Source organism: Roseovarius atlanticus (assembly GCF_001441615.1).
Lineage (GTDB): Bacteria > Pseudomonadota > Alphaproteobacteria > Rhodobacterales > Rhodobacteraceae > Roseovarius > Roseovarius atlanticus.
Window position 1 is genome coordinate 55,227 of the sequence record NZ_LAXJ01000006.1, and the last position, 17,177, is coordinate 72,403.

The window sequence follows — 17,177 nt, forward strand, 5'->3', positions numbered from 1 at the left end:
TTCAATTCGCACCAAACTGCTGTATGCGCGCACGTATCTGAAACGTGACGCCTTAGACCCCGGCGCATGAGATGATGGAGGGGTCGGTGGCAATGGGGCCACCAATGTAACGGAGGACCCGGGATACGCCCGGGAGGGCCTCCAGCTAGGAAACGATAGATGTTCAAAGAAGTGAAAAAATCGATCCAGTGGGGCGAGGATACGCTGACACTGGAAACGGGCAAGGTTGCCCGCCAGGCGGATGGCTCGGTCATCGCCACCTACGGGGAAACATCGGTCATGGCGAACGTGACCTTTGCAAAAGCCCCGCGTGAAGGTCAGGATTTCTTTCCGCTGACCGTCCACTACCAAGAGAAATACTATTCCGCGGGCAAGGTGCCCGGCGGCTTTTTCAAGCGTGAGGCACGTCCCACGGAAAAGGAAACCCTGACTGCGCGTCTGATCGACCGTCCGATCCGCCCGCTATTCGTCGACGGGTTCAAGAACGAAGTGCTGGTGATGTGCACCGTGCTGAGCCATGACCTGGTCAACGACCCGGACATGGTGGCGATGATCGCGGCCAGTGCCGCGCTGACCATTTCGGGCGCGCCCTTCATGGGGCCGATCGCGGGCTGTCGTGTGGGCTTCACCGATGGCGAGTACGTGCTGAACCCCGAGGTCGACGACATGCACGACCTGCGCAACAACCCCGAGCAGCGGCTCGATCTGGTGGTTGCGGGCACGAAGGGTGCCGTGATGATGGTGGAATCGGAAGCTTACGAGCTGACCGAAGAGGAAATGCTGGGCGCGGTGAACTTTGCGCATGAGCAGATCCAGCCGGTGATCGACATGATCATCGACCTGGCCGAAGACGCCGCCAAGGAACCGTTCGACTTTCAGCCGCCGGATTACGGCGACCTCTACGAGGCCGTGAAGGCGGCGGGCGAAGACAAGCTGGCCGCGGCCTACAAGATCCAGGACAAGCAGGAACGCACGAGTGCCGTTTCGGCCGCCAAGGAAGAGATCAAGGCGTCGCTGTCCGAAGAGCAGCTTGAGGATGCAAACCTTGGCTCCGCTCTGAAGAAGCTGGAGGCGTCGATCCTGCGCGGTGACATCGTGAAGTCGGGCAAGCGGATCGACGGCCGCAGCCTGGACGAGGTGCGCCCGATCGTGTGCGAAACCGGACTGCTGCCGCGGACGCATGGCTCGGCCCTGTTCACGCGCGGCGAGACCCAAGGTTTGGTTGTCACGACGCTGGGCACGGGCGACGATGAGCAGATCATCGACGCGCTGCACGGCAACTTCCGCTCGAACTTCCTGCTGCACTACAACTTCCCGCCCTATTCGGTCGGTGAAGCCGGTCGCGTGGGCCCTCCGGGACGGCGCGAGATCGGTCACGGCAAGCTGGCGTGGCGTGCGTTGCAGGCGGTGCTGCCGGCGGCGACGGATTTCCCCTATACGATCAGGGTCGTCAGCGAGATCACCGAGTCCAACGGATCAAGCTCGATGGCGTCGGTGTGCGGCGGCTCCTTGTCCATGATGGACGCGGGCGTGCCGCTGAAGGCGCCGGTCGCGGGTGTGGCCATGGGCCTGGTGCTGGAAGACGACGGGTCCTACGGCATCCTGACCGACATCCTGGGGGACGAGGATCACCTGGGCGACATGGACTTCAAGGTGGCGGGAACCGAAGCCGGTATCACGTCGCTGCAGATGGACATCAAGGTCGCGGGCATCACGCCGGAGATCATGGAAAAGGCGCTGGAACAGGCGAAAGCCGGTCGGTTGCACATCTTGGGCGAGATGGGCAAGGCCCTGTCAGAAGCCGGTGATTTCTCGGTTCACGCCCCGCGCATCGAGACGATGCAGATCCCGACCGACAAGATCCGCGAAGTGATCGGGTCTGGCGGCAAGGTGATCCGCGAGATCGTCGAGGTGTCGGGCGCCAAGGTCGACATCAACGACGAGGGTGTCATCAAGATCGCGTCGCCCAACGGCGAGGCCATCCAGAAGGCATACGACATGATCCACTCGATCGTGGCGGAGCCGGAAGAAGGCAAGGTCTACAAGGGTACGGTCGTCAAGATCGTCGATTTCGGCGCCTTCGTGAACTTCTTCGGCAAGCGCGACGGGCTGGTGCATGTCAGCCAGATCGAGAACCGCCGCCTGAACCATCCGTCGGACGTTCTGAAGGAAGGCCAGGATGTGTGGGTCAAGCTGCTGGGCTTTGACGATCGCGGCAAGGTGCGCCTGTCGATGAAGGTCGTCGATCAGGAGACCGGCGAGGAAGCCAAGAAAGAAGAACCAGCGGAAGAGTAAATCCGCCGGTTTCGCAACATCGAGAACCCCGGTGGCGACACCGGGGTTTTTTCGTGGGAAAATGACGTAACGTCATAACCAAAGGTAAGGTTTTCCATACGGGCCAATGCCGGGGTTTTTGCGCATATACCGCGCAACCTCCCGACCGCAACAAGGGGGGACCCGGATGGGTATCTGGCGACGCTGTCACTCACGGATCAGGCGCGCCGGAAAGGACCCCGGCAAATGTGCCGGGGTCCTTACAATGTATGCAGCGTTCAGAACAGCACGGCGGCGGGCGGGCGGATGACACCGCGCGTGCCCACGACGCAGCGCGCCTCGCGGTAGGTCAGGATGGGCAGCGCCGCGCGATAGGTCGCGGTGCCCGCGGCGCGATGGATTGCAGCGGCTTCCTCGATCAGCCATTGCTCGGTCATCACGCCGGGCAGGATGGTTTCGCATGGCGCGCCCCCCTCGGCCAGTATTAGCTGATGATCTTCGAGCAGCAGGTGGACATAGGTTACGGAGCGGCACGGTTCATAGGTGATGCCGGGCTGGCCCACCAGCGCCTTGGCGGGGACCAGCACCTCGGGCGTGCCGAAGAGCAGTTCGGCCTTCCAGGATCGGATCGCGACGCGATGCTGCTGGGAGAGCCGCAGGGGGCGCATGTTGCCAAGCGTGCCGGGGGCGAACCGGACCGGACAGGCGGGCCCGTCGCCGGGCATGGTGCGCGCGCCTGTCCAGAGAATGCGCCGAGCCCCGTCGTTGCGGGTCAGGACCCGATCATTTAGGCGCAGATGCTCGACAGGGCGGGGGCCGGACGGTGTTTCGAGCAAGGTGCTGGCGGCGAAGCAATTGACCGTGTGGGTATAGCTGGTGTTCTGGTCGGAGGTGTAGAACCTGGGCGGCTGGCCGCTGTTAAAATTATTGAAATACCAGGTTTCCAGATCGAAGCCGGGGGTCCAGATCACCTGGGCCGGGTCACCGTTGCCATCCGTGCCTTCGAACACGATCAGGCCGCCATCCGCCGGGGCCGGGTCGCTGCGGATCACGACCGCGTCGTCGAGCAGATGCGTGCCGCCGGGGCCGGAATACTGGACATCGTATGTCTCGCCCAGTTCGAACAGGTTGGGGTCGCTGTCGCCCGCGTTCGAGGTGATGATCAGGTCACGCGAGCTGGTGGGCGGATAGTCGAAGGAGGACTGCCCGGGCGAGTCGTTGACGTTCGACCCCGTCGCGACCGCGAATTCGTTGTCTATACTGTAAAACGTCTTGGTCATGCCCGCCACTCCGAGAGGCGAGCATCACGTCAAGTGTCTAATGGGATGTTGATTACCGAAAGAAAAATACGGTGGATTTGAGTCAAACTGGCAGAGCCGTCGTTTGCAACACGGTGCGCAGCGCAAAGCTGGATTGCATGGTGGCCACGCCGGGAAGGCGGGTGAGGTACTGGCGGTGGATGCGTGCGAAATCCTCGGTCTCCTCGACTACCAGCTTGAGAATGTAGTCGGCGGTGCCCGCGGTCAGGTGGCATTCCAGCACGTTGGGAATGCGGGCGACGGCGATCTCGAACGCGTCGAGCACGTCGTCGGCCTGCGTCGTGAGCGTGATCTCGACGAACACGGTGGTGGGCACGCCCATGCGGCGCGGATCCAGAAGGGCGACGTACCCCTTTATGTGGCCTTCGGTCTCCAGCCGTTGGACGCGGCGATGACAGGCCGACGGCGAGAGGTTCACCGCCTCGGCCAAGTCCGCATTGGAGATGCGCCCGCGCTTTTGCAGGACACTAAGCAGGCGACGATCCATCGTGTCGAGGGTCATTTAAGGTAGATCCTGTGAGGCTCAGCATGTTTGTTCGAATATTCTTCGGAGTTCTACCGCAGAGCTGGGCAAAATTTCAAACCCCTTTCAATGGGACTGCTGTATTCTAGTGTATAACGCAAAGAGGAGTGCGACATGAAAATCGGATGCCCGACAGAGATCAAACCGCAGGAATTTCGCGTGGGGATGACGCCCAACGCCGCCGGAGAGGCCGTGGCCCATGGTCACGAGGTCATCATCCAGTCCGGCGCCGGGAAGGGCGCGGGGTTCGAGGATGCGGATTACGTCGCCGCCGGCGCTGCGATCATCGACACGGCGGAGGAGGTGTTTGCCACCGCCGACATGATCGTGAAGGTCAAGGAACCGCAGGCCGGCGAGCGCAAGATGCTGCGCGAAGGGCAGCTGCTGTTCACCTACCTGCACCTGGCGCCGGACCCGGAGCAGACGAAGGACCTGATGGAAAGCGGCTGTACCGCGATTGCCTATGAGACCGTGACGGACGAACGCGGCGGGCTGCCGCTGCTGGCGCCGATGTCCGAGGTTGCGGGGCGTCTGGCACCGCAGGTCGGTGCCTATACGTTGCAGAAAGCCAATGGCGGGCGTGGCGTGCTGATGGGCGGCGTGCCCGGTGTGGGTCCCGCGAAGGTTCTGGTGATCGGTGGCGGTGTCGTGGGCACTCATGCCGCCAAGATCGCCGCCGGCATGGGCGCGGACGTGACGGTGCTGGACCGGTCGCTGCCGCGTCTGCGGTACCTCGATGACGTGTTCGGCGGGACGTTCAACACCGGGTATTCGTCGCAGGGCCTGCTGGCCGAGCATCTGACGCAAGCCGACATGGTGATCGGCGCGGTGCTGATCCCCGGCGCCGAGGCGCCCAAGCTGGTGCGCCGCGCGCAATTCGCGGACATGAAGCCGGGCGCGGTGCTGGTGGACGTGGCGATCGACCAGGGCGGGTGTTTCGAGACTTCGAAGGCCACCACCCATGCCGACCCGATCTATGACGTGGACGGGATCATGCATTATTGCGTGGCAAACATGCCGGGTGCCGTGGCGCGGACCTCGACCATCGCGCTGGGCAACGCGACGATGCCGTTCATGCTGGCGCTGGCCGACAAGGGGTGGAAACAGGCCTGCGCCGACGATCCGCACTTGTTGAACGGTCTGAACGTCCATGCCGGGCAGTTGACATATTTCGCCGTGGGCAAGGCGCTGGGCATCGACGTGGTGTCGCCGCAATTGGTGTTGAAGGGGTAAGATCGCCGCCGAGGTCCCGGGTCACGCCCGGGACGTAAGGTCCCGTGGAGCCGCGCGATTGCCAGACCGCGGGCTGGCGATCGCGCGGCGGCGCAGCTAGCTGCGCCTTGATCCCGCGCGAAATCAGCTTCATTGCTCGATATCCGCGCCGCCTTCTTGGGTGCGTTTGGCGATGAAGGCGTCGATGGCCTCCAGCCGGTCTTGGGGCATGGCGGGGTCTTCGTGCGCGGCGAGCGTGTCGAAGAAAATGCGGTTGGCGCGTTGGGTCGTGTCCATTGCGCCGCGATCGCGGTAGTTTTCGAAGTTGGACCAGTCGGAGAGAAGCGGCGAGTAGAACGCCGTCTCGAACCGGTCCAGCGTGTGCTGGGTGCCGAAGAAGTGCCCGCCGTGGCGCACGTCGGCGATGGCGTCATAGGCGAGCGTCGCCTCGGTGACCTCGACCGGTTTGAAGATCTCGGCGAACATTTGCAGCACTTCGACATCGATGATGAACTTCTCGGCTGAGATGGTCAGCCCGCCCTCGAGCCAGCCCGCGCCGTGCAGGATGAGGTTGGCGCCGCCCATCAATGCGCCCCAGAGCGACATTTGGGATTCGTAAGCCGCCTGGGCGTCCGGCGCGTTCGAGGCGGTCGGCGCGGACGAGCGCAGGGGAACGTTGTAGCGGCGTGCAAGCTGACCCGAGGCGAAGGCTGCCTTGACGTATTCCGGCGTGCCGAAGGCGGGTGCGCCGGTGCGCATGTCGACGTTGGAGGTAAAGCTGCCATAGCAGACGGGCGAGCCGGGGCGGACGATCTGGGACAGGCAAAGGCCAGCGAGCGCCTCGGCATTCTGCATCACGAGCGCGCCGGGGATGGTGACCGGGGCCATGGCGCCGGCCAGGGTGAAGGGCGTTAGGATCATCATCTGGCCCGCGCGGGCGGCGTCGATGATGCCGCGGCACATCAGGCCGTCGAGTTGCAGCGGTGAGTTGGAGTTGGCGACGGAATAGCTGACGCAGGTGTTCGGGAACTCGTCTTCGCCGAGGCCGTGCGCGAGGCGCAGGATCTCGTAGCTGTCGGCGATGGCTTGACGTCCGCGGAAATAGACGAAGGGGATCTTTTCGGTCAGCGCGGCGATGGAGCGGGTCATGTGCAGGTGGCGCAGGCCGAGGGGCACATCCTGCGGCTCGACCACCGGGCCGATGAAGTGGATCACGTCGAAAGCCTGGGCGACCTTGCAGAAATTGTCGTAATCCGCGTGCGTGCCGGGGCGGCGCCCGCCCTGCAGGTCGGAACAGTTGGGCGAGCCGGCGGAGGTGGTGATGCCGACGTTCGGCCCGCCGAGGGTTTGCGTGCGGGTGGGGTTGCGGCTGTGCAGGGTGACGTCGGCGGGTGCGTGGGCCATGAGCGCCATCAGCGCGTCCGGGTCGAAGCGGATGATCTTGTCGTCCACCTCGGTCATGCCAGCGGAACGGTAGAGCCCGCGCGCCTCGTCATTCAGGACCTTGATGCCGATATCGCGCAGGACCCTGAGCGAGGTTTCGTGGATGGACTCGATCTCGTCGGCGCTGAACTGTTCTACCGGGGGATAGGGGCGTTTCCATTGGCGCCAGGCGGCGTCGAAGGTCTGTTCGGCGGAGCTGGCGCGTTTGGCGGCGCGGCCGCGGCGGCCGCCGGAGCGTTGCAGGGTCATGAGTTTCGCGCCCCGCGCATCAGGATGTTTCGGTAGGCGCTGGCTGTGCCGGGGTTGATGTCGCGCCCGGTGAAGCAGCGGAAATAAGCCTCCAGATAGCTCATCCGCTGGGCGTCGGTTTCGTCCGCCGCGATGTCGAGCGCGTAATAGGTGATCTGGGTGAAGCAGATCACGCGGGCGCGGATGAACGCCTCGGGCTGGGGATAGCCGAAGCGTTGGAACATGGCGGCGACGGCGTTTATGCGGGCGTCATCCTCGGATTTGAGGCGCGCGCGCAGGGCATCGTCGTAACGGGCCCAGTTGCGGATCGCCTGGTCGAGCGCGGGGTCGAAACGGCGGTGATCGGTCCAGACGGCGAAAAGCGCGAGGATGCCGTCGTCGAGCGTATTGGCCTTGGAGACCGCGTCGACGATCACGCCGGTATTGCGGGAGCGCCATTGATGAACCAGCGCGTCGAGCAGCGATTCGCGCGAGTCGAAGTGCCAGTAGAAGCTGCCCCGCGTGACGCCCAGGTTGCGGGACAGGACGGTGATCTGCACCGCGTCGACACCACTGTCGATCAGCAGGCGCAGGGCCGCGTCGATCCAGTCGTCACGGGTAAGACGGGTTTGCCGATCCTCTGTCTGCGTCGCTTGCATCGGATTCTCCATACAGGGTTGCATGGATAGATACAGGGTTGTATGGTTTCCGTCAATGTCAGGGAGAAGACGATGCCGCGGAAAGCCGACGCACAGGTCATGACGTTCGCTGGCCAAGAGTTCAGCCCCCGCTTCGCGTATGGCGAGATGGCGCAGGTGACCGAAGTCACGGGCACCGGCATGGGGACAAGGCTGGGCACCGGGTTCGGGCGGTTCACGGACGCGGAAATCCCGTGGACGGTTCAGTATGACGAGGTTCTGCTGGTGCTGGAGGGACAATTGACGGTGCGCACCGGGAACGGCGAGCATACGGCGGGGCCGCGCGACTGCATCTGGCTGCCGGCGGGGACGGAGCTGACCTATATCGCTGAGAGCGCCTTGGTGTTTTATGCGATCGAGCCGGCGAACTGGGCCGAGAAAGGGTGACGCGATGAAGATCAACCGCCTGCCGCAGGACGACAAGACAAATGGATGGAGCGCGATCCTGCCGGACCGTACCGCCCATGCGCCGCTCGAGGGGGATATCAACGCCGATTGGGTCGTGCTGGGCGCGGGCTATGCCGGGTTGGCCGCGGCGCGGCGGCTGGCCGAGAACTGCCCGGGCGAAAAGATCGTCGTGGTCGAGGCCGGGGAGGCGGGCGAGAACGCGTCGGGGCGCAACAGCGGGTTCGGGATCGACCTGCCGCATAACGTGGGGTCTTCGCTGGACGAGTTGGAGGGCAGTCATCGGTTCATGCGGCTGGCGCGGATGGCGATAGATCACCTGGAAGACGTGGTGACGACGCATGGGGTGGAGTGCGACTGGGCGCGCGCGGGCAAGTATCACACCGCCGTCAGCCCTCGCGGCACGCGCGACGTGCTGGAGCCGTTCAGAAAGGAGCTGGAGGCGCTGGGCGAGCCTTACGAGTGGATCGAGGGTGAGGCGCTGCGGGCCAAGCTGGGTAGTCCGCATTTCACGGCTGCCGTCTATACGCCGGGATGTGTGTTGATGAACCCCGCCGCGCTGACGCGGGGGTTGGCCGATACGCTGCCCGGTAATGTGACAGTGCATGAGAATTCGCCCGTGGTGGAGGCGGAATTTCAGAACGGCGTGATGCTGAAGACGCCCAAGGGATCGGTGCGCGCGCCCAGGATGATCATGGCGGCGAACGGTTTTTCCGAGCAGTTCGGGTTTCACCGGCAGAAATTTTTGCACCTGGTGGCCCATGCCAGCCTGACCCGTCCCCTGACCGAGAAAGAGCGGGCGGTGTATGGCGTGCAGGCGGCATGGGGGCTGACGCCGGTGAACGCGTTTGCCGGGATCACCATGCGCTATACCAACGATCACCGGATCCTGATCCGCCACGGGCTGAGCTACCGGCCCAGCCAGCGGCTGAAGCTCGGCGAGCACGAGCGGGTGAAGCGCACGCACAAGCGGCTGTTCGACCAGCGCTTTCCGGGTCTGGAGCAGGTGGAGATGGAGCATACGTGGTCGGGCTTTGTCTGCCTGTCGCGCAACGGGGCGCCGGCCTTCGGGCGGATCGCGCCGAACGTGTGGTCGGCTGTGTGCCAGAACGCGGTGGGCGTGACCAAGGGCACCTTTGGCGGCATCCTGGCGGCGGACCTGGCGACCGGGCGCGACAACTCGATGATCGCGGATATGGAGAGCCTGGGGGAGCCAGAGATGCTGCCGCCAAGGCCGTTCCTGGATCTTGGCGTGCGGGCGCGGTTCCAGTGGGAGCTTTTCAGCAACCGGCACGAAGCGTGAGTTGATCGGCGGCACATGGCTGCGTAAGGTGGGAACAGGGCCGGGTCCGGGCCTCCTCCCTCCGATCGGGGCAGCATGTTTGGTGCAGGGCCGCTGAATTTCGACACTTTTCGGGATGCGTTTGCGCATGAGGAGGGGCTGCACGGCGCGCATCCGCGAGGAGAGACGACATGCGGCTGAGTGCCCCTGTTTTCAGACTTAAGAGAGATGCGAAGAAGCTGGCGCGGGAGCGATCCGTGCCGTTGCACATGGTGCTGGACGAGGTTGCGGTGCGCGAAGGGTTCCGCAACTGGAGCCACATGATGGCGGCGCGGCCCGTGGCGACGCTGGCTGCGCAGGTGCGGGCCGGGATCGCGCCCGGCTCGCTGGTCGTGCTGGCGGCACGGCCCGGACACGGCAAGACGCGGCTGGGCCTTGAACTGGCGCAGGAGGCGGCGCGGGCCGGACAGCAGGGATGGTTCTTCACGCTGGACTACACGCGACGGGATGTGGCCATGCTTCTTGATGAGGGCGAGACACCGGAGTGTATCTTGGATACGTCGGACGAGATTTGTGCGGCGCTTATTCTGGCGTCCACGCGGGATGCGGGATCGGGCGACGTGATCGTGATCGACTACCTGCAATTGCTGGACCAGAAGCGGGTGCATCCGCCGCTACAAGACCAACTGGAAGACCTGAAGGGTCATGCGCAAAGGACCGGGGCCATCGTTGTCGCGATTTCCCAAGTGGACCGGATGTTCGATGCCGAGACCGGGGACGTGCCCGGCTTTGACGACCTGCGGATGCCGAACCCGGTGGACCTGTCGTTGTTCGACCGGGGCTGTTTCCTGCATGGCGGCGAGGCGCGGGTGCTGTAAACGGATTAATGTCGTTTTGCGACCTTTCCGGGGTCGCATTTGGAATACGTGACTGGACCGGTGCGGCTCTATGGTCTTACAAATAACAAGAACCATAGAGCCAGCCGGGGACATCGCCATATGGGCCGATTCATCCTGCGCCGTGTCGGAGTGATGCTTCTGACGGCGCTTTGCCTGACGTTCATCGTCTTTTTCCTGACCAATCTTTATCCGAACCTGGAAAAGATGGCGAAGACCGAGGGCAACATGCGGATGTCGGATGCCGAGGTCGAAAGCTATCTGAACAACAACGGGTATTTGCAGCCGGTGCTGGTGAAGTACGGGCAGTGGCTGGGCGTGCTGCCGGGGTACGTGATCGAGGGGACGGACGGCAAGGTCCGGGCGAAATGCGCGGCGTCGGATGTGCCCATCGAGGAGGCACCGGCCTTTTGCGGGGTGTTGCAGGGCAACTGGGGCTATTCCAACCGTTTGAAGAAAGACGTGGACGAGGTGATCGGCGAGAAGCTGGCCTTGACCGGGATGCTGATGTTCTGGGTGATGCTGTTGATGGTGCCCTCGGCGCTGATCCTTGGCGTGTTGGCGGGAATGCGCGAGGGGTCGAAACTGGACCGGACGCTGTCGACCTTTTCCATCGGCACGACGGCGACGCCGGAATACGTGTCGGGGGTTCTGTTCATCGCCGTCTTCGCCAGCTCCGCCGTGGGGCTGAAGTGGTTCAAGGGCACGGCGACCAGTGCGATGGACAATATCACGTTCGAGAATTTCTTTCTGCCGGTGCTGACCATCGCGGTTTACGGCATGGGGTATATCGCGCGGATGACGCGGGCCAGCATGGCCGAGGTCATGACCTCGCAATATATCCGCACGGCGCGGCTGAAAGGGGTGAGCTTTCCCAATATCGTGATGAAGCACGCGCTGCGCAACGCGCTGATCGCGCCCTTCACGGTGATCATGCTGCAGTTTCCGTGGCTGTTGAACGGTGTGGTGATCGTCGAGACGCTGTTCAACTACAAGGGCTTCGGCTGGGCGCTGGTGCTGGCGGCGGGGAACAACGACATCGAGCTGTTGCTGGGAATTTCGGTGGTTTCGGTGGTCGTGGTGCTGGTGACGCAGCTGATCTCCGATATCGGCTATGTCTATCTGAACCCGCGTATTTCGGTCAGCTGAGGGGAGGAGCGCGGACATGGACCCCTTGAGCTGGAGCGGGATCTTCTTGCAGATGGTGCAGCAATTCGCGGCGCCGCTGATCGCGGTGGCGGTGACCTTTGCAATCTCCATAGTGTTCAAGCGCAGGCTGGGCCTTTACGGCAAGCTGTTCGACAGCGTGATCGGGATGATCGGGCTGGCGCTGGTGCTGTTCTGGGTGTTCACGGCGTTCTTTGCCGGGGCGCTGGACATGGTGGGCACGCATGACCCGCTGGACCAGTCGGCGATGATGAAAAAGGCGCTGCCGGGCGAGCCCTATACCAAGCTCATTGGCGAGCCGGACCCGGATGCGGGGGCGCATTACCTGCTGGGCGGCGACAACCTGGGCCGGGACGTGTTCAGCCGAGTGGTGGATGGCAGCATCAAGGTGATGCTGATCGCGCCCTTCGCGACGATCTTCGCCTTCATGGTGGGGATCACGCTGGGCCTGCCGGCGGGGTATTACGGCGGGCGGTTCGATACGGTGCTGAGCTTTCTGGCGAACCTCGTGCTGGCCTTTCCGGTGATCCTGCTGTTCTACCTGCTGGTGACGCCGGAGATAAAGGAGACACTGATACCGCGGATCATGGCGGGGACGCTGTTCCTGTTCCCCATCGTGTTCCTGACGGTGCTGTGGAATTCGCGGTTCCGGACGCAGGCGGCGAAGCGGAACCTGTACGTGGGCATCACCTTGGTCGTGGGAACATGGGTGTACCTGGGCATCGCGTGGGATGCGGACCCGACGGGGATCATCAGCTTTCCGCCGAACCTGCTGGTGGTGTTCGTGTCGGTGGTGTTCGTCAACGCGCCCACGGTCTTTCGGATCGTGCGGGGGCTGGCGCTGGACATCAAGACGCGGGATTACGTGGCCGCCGCCCAGACGCGGGGCGAGGGGCCGTGGTACATCATGCTGTGGGAGATCCTGCCCAATGCGCGCGGGCCTCTGCTGGTCGATTTCTGCCTGCGGATTGGGTACACCACGATCCTTCTGGGGACGCTTGGTTTCTTCGGTCTGGGGCTGGAAAGCGAGAGCGCCGACTGGGGCAAGATGATTATCGACGGGCGGCGGCTGTTGTCGGCCAACATCCTGCATATCGCCATTCCGCCCGCGCTGGCGCTGCTCAGCCTGGTTCTGGGGCTGAACTTTCTGGCGGACGGGCTGCGGGAAGAGAGCTTGAGGGATTGATCCATGTCGAAATTGCAAGCGCATGACGGGCCCATCCTGGAGATCGACAACCTGTCGATTTCCTTCTTCACGCGGTTGCGGGAGATCCCGGCGGTGATGGATTTCTCGGTGTCGGTCCAGCCGGGCGAGGCGGTGGGGCTGGTGGGAGAATCTGGCTGCGGCAAGTCCACGGTCGCGCTGGGGGTGATGCAGGATCTGGGCGTCAATGGCCGAGTGGTGGGCGGCACGATCAGGTTCAAGGGCCGCGACCTGAGCCAGATGAGCGCCGAGGAATTGCGCGACATCCGTGGCAACGAGATCGCCATGATCTACCAGGAGCCGATGGCGAGCCTGAACCCGGCGATGAAGATCGGCAAGCAACTGATCGAGGTGCCGATGATCCATGAAGGCATCGGCGAGAAGGAAGCGTGGCAGCGTGCGCTGGACGTCGTGCGGGACGTGAAGCTGCCCGATCCCGAGCGCATCCTGAAATCCTTTCCGCACCAGTTGTCGGGTGGGCAGCAGCAGCGGATCGTGATCGCGATGGCGCTGATGTCGAAGCCGTCCTTGCTGATCCTCGACGAGCCGACCACGGCGCTGGATGTGACGGTCGAGGCTGCGGTCGTGGAACTGGTCAAGGACCTGGGCAAGAAATACGGCACCTCGATGCTGTTCATCAGCCACAACCTGGGGCTGGTGCTGGAAACCTGCGACCGGATCTGCGTGATGTATTCCGGCGAGGCGGTGGAGACGGGCAGCATCCGCGATGTCTTTGACAAGATGCGGCATCCCTATACGCAGGCGCTGTTCCGGTCGATCCCGCTGCCGGGGGCGAACAAGAACGCGCGGCCGCTGGTGGCGATTCCGGGGAACTTCCCCTTGCCGCATGAGCGGCCTCAGGGCTGCAATTTCGGGCCGCGTTGCGATTACTTCGAAGAGGGGCGTTGCAACCGGGCGGAGGGGATACCGATGGAACCGGTGCTCGGGAATGAGCGCCATGCCTCGCGCTGTTTGCGGTTCGAGGAAATCGATTGGAACGCGCCGATCAAGGCCAGCGTGACGACCGAGGCGCCCGAGAAAGGCGAGGTCGTCCTGAAGATCGACAACCTCAAGAAATACTACGAGGTGGCGGCGAATGCGCTGTTCGGCAAAGGCGGCGACACCAAGGTGGTGAAGGCCAACGAGACGCTGAGCTTCGAGGCGCGGGAGAGCGAGACGCTGGCCATCGTGGGGGAGTCGGGCTGTGGCAAGTCGACCTTTGCCAAGGTGCTGATGGGGCTGGAGACGGCGACGGACGGGCAGATCCTGCTGGACAACCGCAACATCGAGGGCACGCGGATCGAGAAGCGGGACACCAAGACGGTGGCCGATGTCCAGATGGTGTTTCAGAACCCGTTCGACACGCTGAACCCGTCGATGACCGTGGGGCGGCAGATCACCCGTGCGCTGGAAGTGTTTGGCGTGGGCAAGAACGATGCAGAGCGGCGGGCGGAACTGATGCGCCTGCTGGACCTGGTGAAGCTGCCGCGCGAATTTGCCGATCGGATGCCGCGGCAACTGTCTGGCGGGCAGAAGCAGCGCGTGGGGATCGCGCGGGCCTTTGCCGGGGGCGCGCGGATCGTGGTGGCGGACGAGCCGGTGTCGGCACTGGATGTGAGCGTGCAGGCGGCGGTGACGGACCTGCTGATGGAGATCCAGCGCGAGAAGAAGACGACGCTGCTGTTCATCAGCCACGACCTGAGCATCGTGCGCTATCTGAGCGACCGGGTGATGGTGATGTATCTGGGCCACGTGGTGGAGCTGGGCACGACCGAGCAGGTCTTTGCGCCGCCCTATCACCCCTATACCGAGGCGTTGCTGTCGGCGGTGCCGATTGCCGATACCAGCGTCGAGAAAAAGCACATCGTGCTGGAAGGCGACGTGCCGTCGGCGATGAACCCGCCCTCGGGCTGTCCGTTCCAGACGCGGTGCCGGTGGAAATCGCAGGTGCCGGCGGGTCTTTGCGAAATCGAGGTGCCGCCGATGCGGACGCTGGATGACGGGCATCAGCTGAAATGTCACCTGGCCGAGGTGAAGCTGGCCGAGATGGAGCCGGTGATCAAGGTCGCGGCGGAGTAGGATCGCGTCAGAGCGGGAAGAAATAGCTGATCGCGAGCGTCGCGGTCACACCGACGATGATGTTCATCGGCACGCCGACCTTGAGAAAATCGGTGAAGCGGTAGTTCCCGGCACCATAGACCAGCGTGTTGGTCTGATAGCCGATGGGTGTGGCGAAGCTGGCGCTGGCGGAGAACATGACGGCGACGACGAAGGCGCGGGGATCGACGCCCAGCTGGCTGGCAAGCGCCACGACGATGGGCGTGAAGATGACGGCGACGGCGTTGTTGGTGACCACCTCGGTGAGGATCGAGCCGACCGCGTAGATCGCCAGCAGGGTCAGGAACGGCGGCAAGCCTTCGAGCCAGGGCGTGAGCGCGGCGACGAGCAGTTCCACCGCGCCGGTGTGTTCCAGCCCCGCGCCGACGATCAGCATGGCGAAGATCAGCACCAGGATCGAGCCGTCGATCGAAGACCATGCTTCGTCATTGTCGATGCAGCGCAGCACCAGGATGGCGGCGACGCCGACGAGGGCGAGGATGCCGATGGGCATGACGTCGAACGCCGCGAGGCCGACGATGCCCAGAAGCGTGAGGATCGCGACCGGGGCCTGTTTGCGGCGAAAGGCGCGCCCGCCCGGTTCGCTGACCGAGACGACATCGCCGGATTTGCGCAGCTCATCGAAGCCTTCGGCGGTGCCTTCGAGCAGGAGCTTGTCGGCGGGGCGCAGGCGCACGCCGGACAGGTCGGCGCCGGCGATGTGACCGGCACGGAAGGCGCCCAGCACGCGCATCCCGGCGCGGCGCCCTAAGGCCAGGTCGGCGATGCGGACGCCGGTGCTGCGGCGCGAGGGGGTGACGATGGCCTCGGCCACGCGGACCTCGGCCTCGGGGTCAAGCTCGATCGTGCGGCGCAGGCCGACGCGCAGGCCGGGCGTTTCGGAAAAGGTCAGAAGCTCGGAGGTGGGGGCAAGCAGGATGACGGCGTCGCCCTTGGAAATGATCTGGTCGGCCAGGTTCTTGCGCTCGATCTGGCTGCCCCGGCGCAGGCCGGTGACGCGGATGCTGTTGCGCTGAAAGTCGGCGATCTCGGACAGGGGCATTCCGATCATGGGGGAGTCCGCGAGTATCGTGACCTCGGACAGAAACGGCGTCTCGGATGTCTCGGCCTCGTCGTTCTGCGATCTGCGGTCCGGCAGCAGGAACCGCCCCAAGAGCAGCATCGCGGCCCCGCCGACAATAGCGACGGTGATGCCGACGGGGGCGATTTCGAAGATCGAGAAGGGCTCCAGACCGGACTCGCGCGCGACGCCGTCGACCAGCAGGTTGGTCGAGGTGCCGATGAGCGTGCAGGTGCCGCCCAGAACGGCGGCGTAGGAGAGCGGGATCAGCAGGCGCGTCGCGGCGATGTCGAGACTGCTGGCCAGGCGCATGACCACCGGGATCAGCACCAGCACGACAGGCGTGTTGTTGATGAAGGCCGAGGCGGCGATGGTGGCGAAGATGAAGATGCCAATGGCCAGAAGCGGGCGGTCCTTGGCGCGGCCTATGACCAGCCCGGCGATGGCATCCAGCACGCCGGTGCGGACCAGAGCGCCGGAGACCACGAACATGGCGGCAATGGTGATGGGGGCGGAGCTGGAAAAGACATCCATCACCTCGTCCGTGGGCACGAGCCCGAGGATGATGAAGAGCGCGGCCGCCCCGGTGGCGGTGACTTCGGGCGGGTATTTTTCAAGCGTGAAGGCGACGAAGAGAAGCGCGAGGATGACAAGCGCGATGACAGGGGCGTTGGCCCCGATGATGTCGTACATTTCCACAACCTGGAACGAGATACCTTGCGGCGGAGCATAGGTCTGTTCGTGGCAATGACCAGAGCGATCTGAGAGGGCAGCGGCAGGGTGCCGAAATGCCGGTGCGTCGGGCGGGCGCTCTTACAAAGGCCCGCCTGGCACGGTGTCTTGATGGTGTGGCTTTAGCGCGCCTTGAGCGCGTCGCGGATTTCCACGAGCAGGTCGATCTCGTTGGGGCCGGGGGCCTCTTCGGGGGCTTCTTCCTTTTTCTTGAAGGCGGCGTCCTTCACCTTGTTCACGTAGCGCACCAGCATGAAGACGACGAAGGCGATGATCAGGAAGTTGATAACGGCCATGACGAACGCGCCCCAGGCGAAGACGGCGGCGCCGGCCTCGCGCGCGGCCTCGAGCGAGGCGCCCTCGGCCACGTCGCCGGACAGGACGATGTAGTTGTTGGTGAAATCGAGCCCGCCGGTGAAAAGACCGATGATCGGGTTGATCAGGTCTGCCACCATCGAAGAAACGATGGCTGTGAAGGCAGCCCCGATGATGATGCCGACGGCCATGTCCATGACGTTACCGCGGGCAATGAAGTCTTTGAATTCGCTTAGCATTTATATGTCCTCTTTCCGTGGCGAGGCTGTTTTCGCCCCTGCCGGAGCTTCCATTAGCACAG

At 63.9% G+C, this 17,177-nt stretch carries 14 protein-coding genes; 8 read left to right on the forward strand and 6 right to left on the reverse strand.

The features are described from left to right. Nucleotides 1–159 precede the first annotated feature (159 nt). On the forward strand, nt 160–2,295 hold the full coding sequence (pnp, locus tag XM53_RS07100) for a polyribonucleotide nucleotidyltransferase (protein WP_057791745.1): 2,136 nt from the start codon (nt 160–162) through the stop codon (nt 2,293–2,295). Nucleotides 2,296–2,552: 257 nt separating this feature from the next. On the opposite strand, the gene XM53_RS07105 is transcribed toward pnp, so the two are convergent. Beyond that, complete coding sequence (locus XM53_RS07105; RefSeq protein WP_057791747.1) at nt 2,553–3,554, reverse strand: Hint domain-containing protein; 1,002 nt, start codon at nt 3,552–3,554, stop codon at nt 2,553–2,555. 82 nt (nt 3,555–3,636) lie between these two features. Next, nucleotides 3,637–4,095, reverse strand: a complete 459-nt coding sequence (locus tag XM53_RS07110; protein WP_057791749.1) for an Lrp/AsnC family transcriptional regulator — start codon at nt 4,093–4,095, stop codon at nt 3,637–3,639. Nucleotides 4,096–4,230: 135 nt separating this feature from the next. Here XM53_RS07110 and ald point away from each other — a divergent pair, with 135 nt between their 5' ends. Next, complete coding sequence (gene ald / locus XM53_RS07115; RefSeq protein ID WP_057791751.1) at nt 4,231–5,349, forward strand: alanine dehydrogenase; 1,119 nt, start codon at nt 4,231–4,233, stop codon at nt 5,347–5,349. A 129-nt stretch (nt 5,350–5,478) separates the two neighbouring features. Here the strand turns inward: ald and XM53_RS07120 are convergent, their stop codons facing one another. Together XM53_RS07120 and XM53_RS07125 are read right to left on the reverse strand one after the other, a co-directional pair. Continuing rightward, nucleotides 5,479–7,020 (reverse strand): trimethylamine methyltransferase family protein, encoded by a 1,542-nt coding sequence (locus XM53_RS07120; protein WP_057791753.1) that lies wholly within the window; start codon nt 7,018–7,020, stop codon nt 5,479–5,481. Beyond that, nucleotides 7,017–7,658: a TetR/AcrR family transcriptional regulator gene (locus XM53_RS07125; protein WP_160321373.1), complete on the reverse strand. Its 642-nt coding sequence runs from the start codon at nt 7,656–7,658 to the stop codon at nt 7,017–7,019. The genes XM53_RS07120 and XM53_RS07125 overlap by 4 nt, the downstream gene beginning before the upstream one ends. A gap of 72 nt (nt 7,659–7,730) precedes the next feature. Here XM53_RS07125 and XM53_RS07130 point away from each other — a divergent pair, with 72 nt between their 5' ends. From XM53_RS07130 to XM53_RS07155, 6 genes are all read left to right on the forward strand, one after another. Beyond that, a complete protein-coding gene (locus XM53_RS07130; protein WP_236544435.1) occupies nt 7,731–8,084 on the forward strand; it encodes an AraC family ligand binding domain-containing protein in 354 nt (117 codons plus the stop codon). A 4-nt stretch (nt 8,085–8,088) separates the two neighbouring features. After that, complete coding sequence (locus XM53_RS07135) at nt 8,089–9,405, forward strand: NAD(P)/FAD-dependent oxidoreductase (RefSeq protein ID WP_057791757.1); 1,317 nt, start codon at nt 8,089–8,091, stop codon at nt 9,403–9,405. A 170-nt stretch (nt 9,406–9,575) separates the two neighbouring features. Further along, on the forward strand, nt 9,576–10,262 hold the full coding sequence (locus XM53_RS07140) for a DNA helicase (RefSeq protein ID WP_057791759.1): 687 nt from the start codon (nt 9,576–9,578) through the stop codon (nt 10,260–10,262). Between the two features lie 120 nt (nt 10,263–10,382). Further along, the gene (locus XM53_RS07145) at nt 10,383–11,429 is read left to right on the forward strand and encodes an ABC transporter permease (protein ID WP_057791761.1); all 1,047 of its coding nucleotides are present in this window, start codon (nt 10,383–10,385) and stop codon (nt 11,427–11,429) included. Nucleotides 11,430–11,445: 16 nt separating this feature from the next. Then, nucleotides 11,446–12,633 (forward strand): ABC transporter permease, encoded by a 1,188-nt coding sequence (locus XM53_RS07150; RefSeq protein ID WP_057791763.1) that lies wholly within the window; start codon nt 11,446–11,448, stop codon nt 12,631–12,633. A gap of 3 nt (nt 12,634–12,636) precedes the next feature. Beyond that, entirely contained in the window at nt 12,637–14,730 is a 2,094-nt protein-coding gene (locus tag XM53_RS07155) for a dipeptide ABC transporter ATP-binding protein (protein WP_057791765.1), read from the forward strand. A gap of 7 nt (nt 14,731–14,737) precedes the next feature. Here XM53_RS07155 and XM53_RS07160 read toward each other — a convergent pair whose 3' ends face one another. Together XM53_RS07160 and mscL are read right to left on the reverse strand one after the other, a co-directional pair. Then, the gene (locus tag XM53_RS07160) at nt 14,738–16,522 is read right to left on the reverse strand and encodes an SLC13 family permease (protein ID WP_057791767.1); all 1,785 of its coding nucleotides are present in this window, start codon (nt 16,520–16,522) and stop codon (nt 14,738–14,740) included. A 161-nt stretch (nt 16,523–16,683) separates the two neighbouring features. Next, nucleotides 16,684–17,115, reverse strand: a complete 432-nt coding sequence (mscL, locus tag XM53_RS07165; protein ID WP_057791769.1) for a large conductance mechanosensitive channel protein MscL — start codon at nt 17,113–17,115, stop codon at nt 16,684–16,686. Nucleotides 17,116–17,177 lie beyond the last annotated feature (62 nt).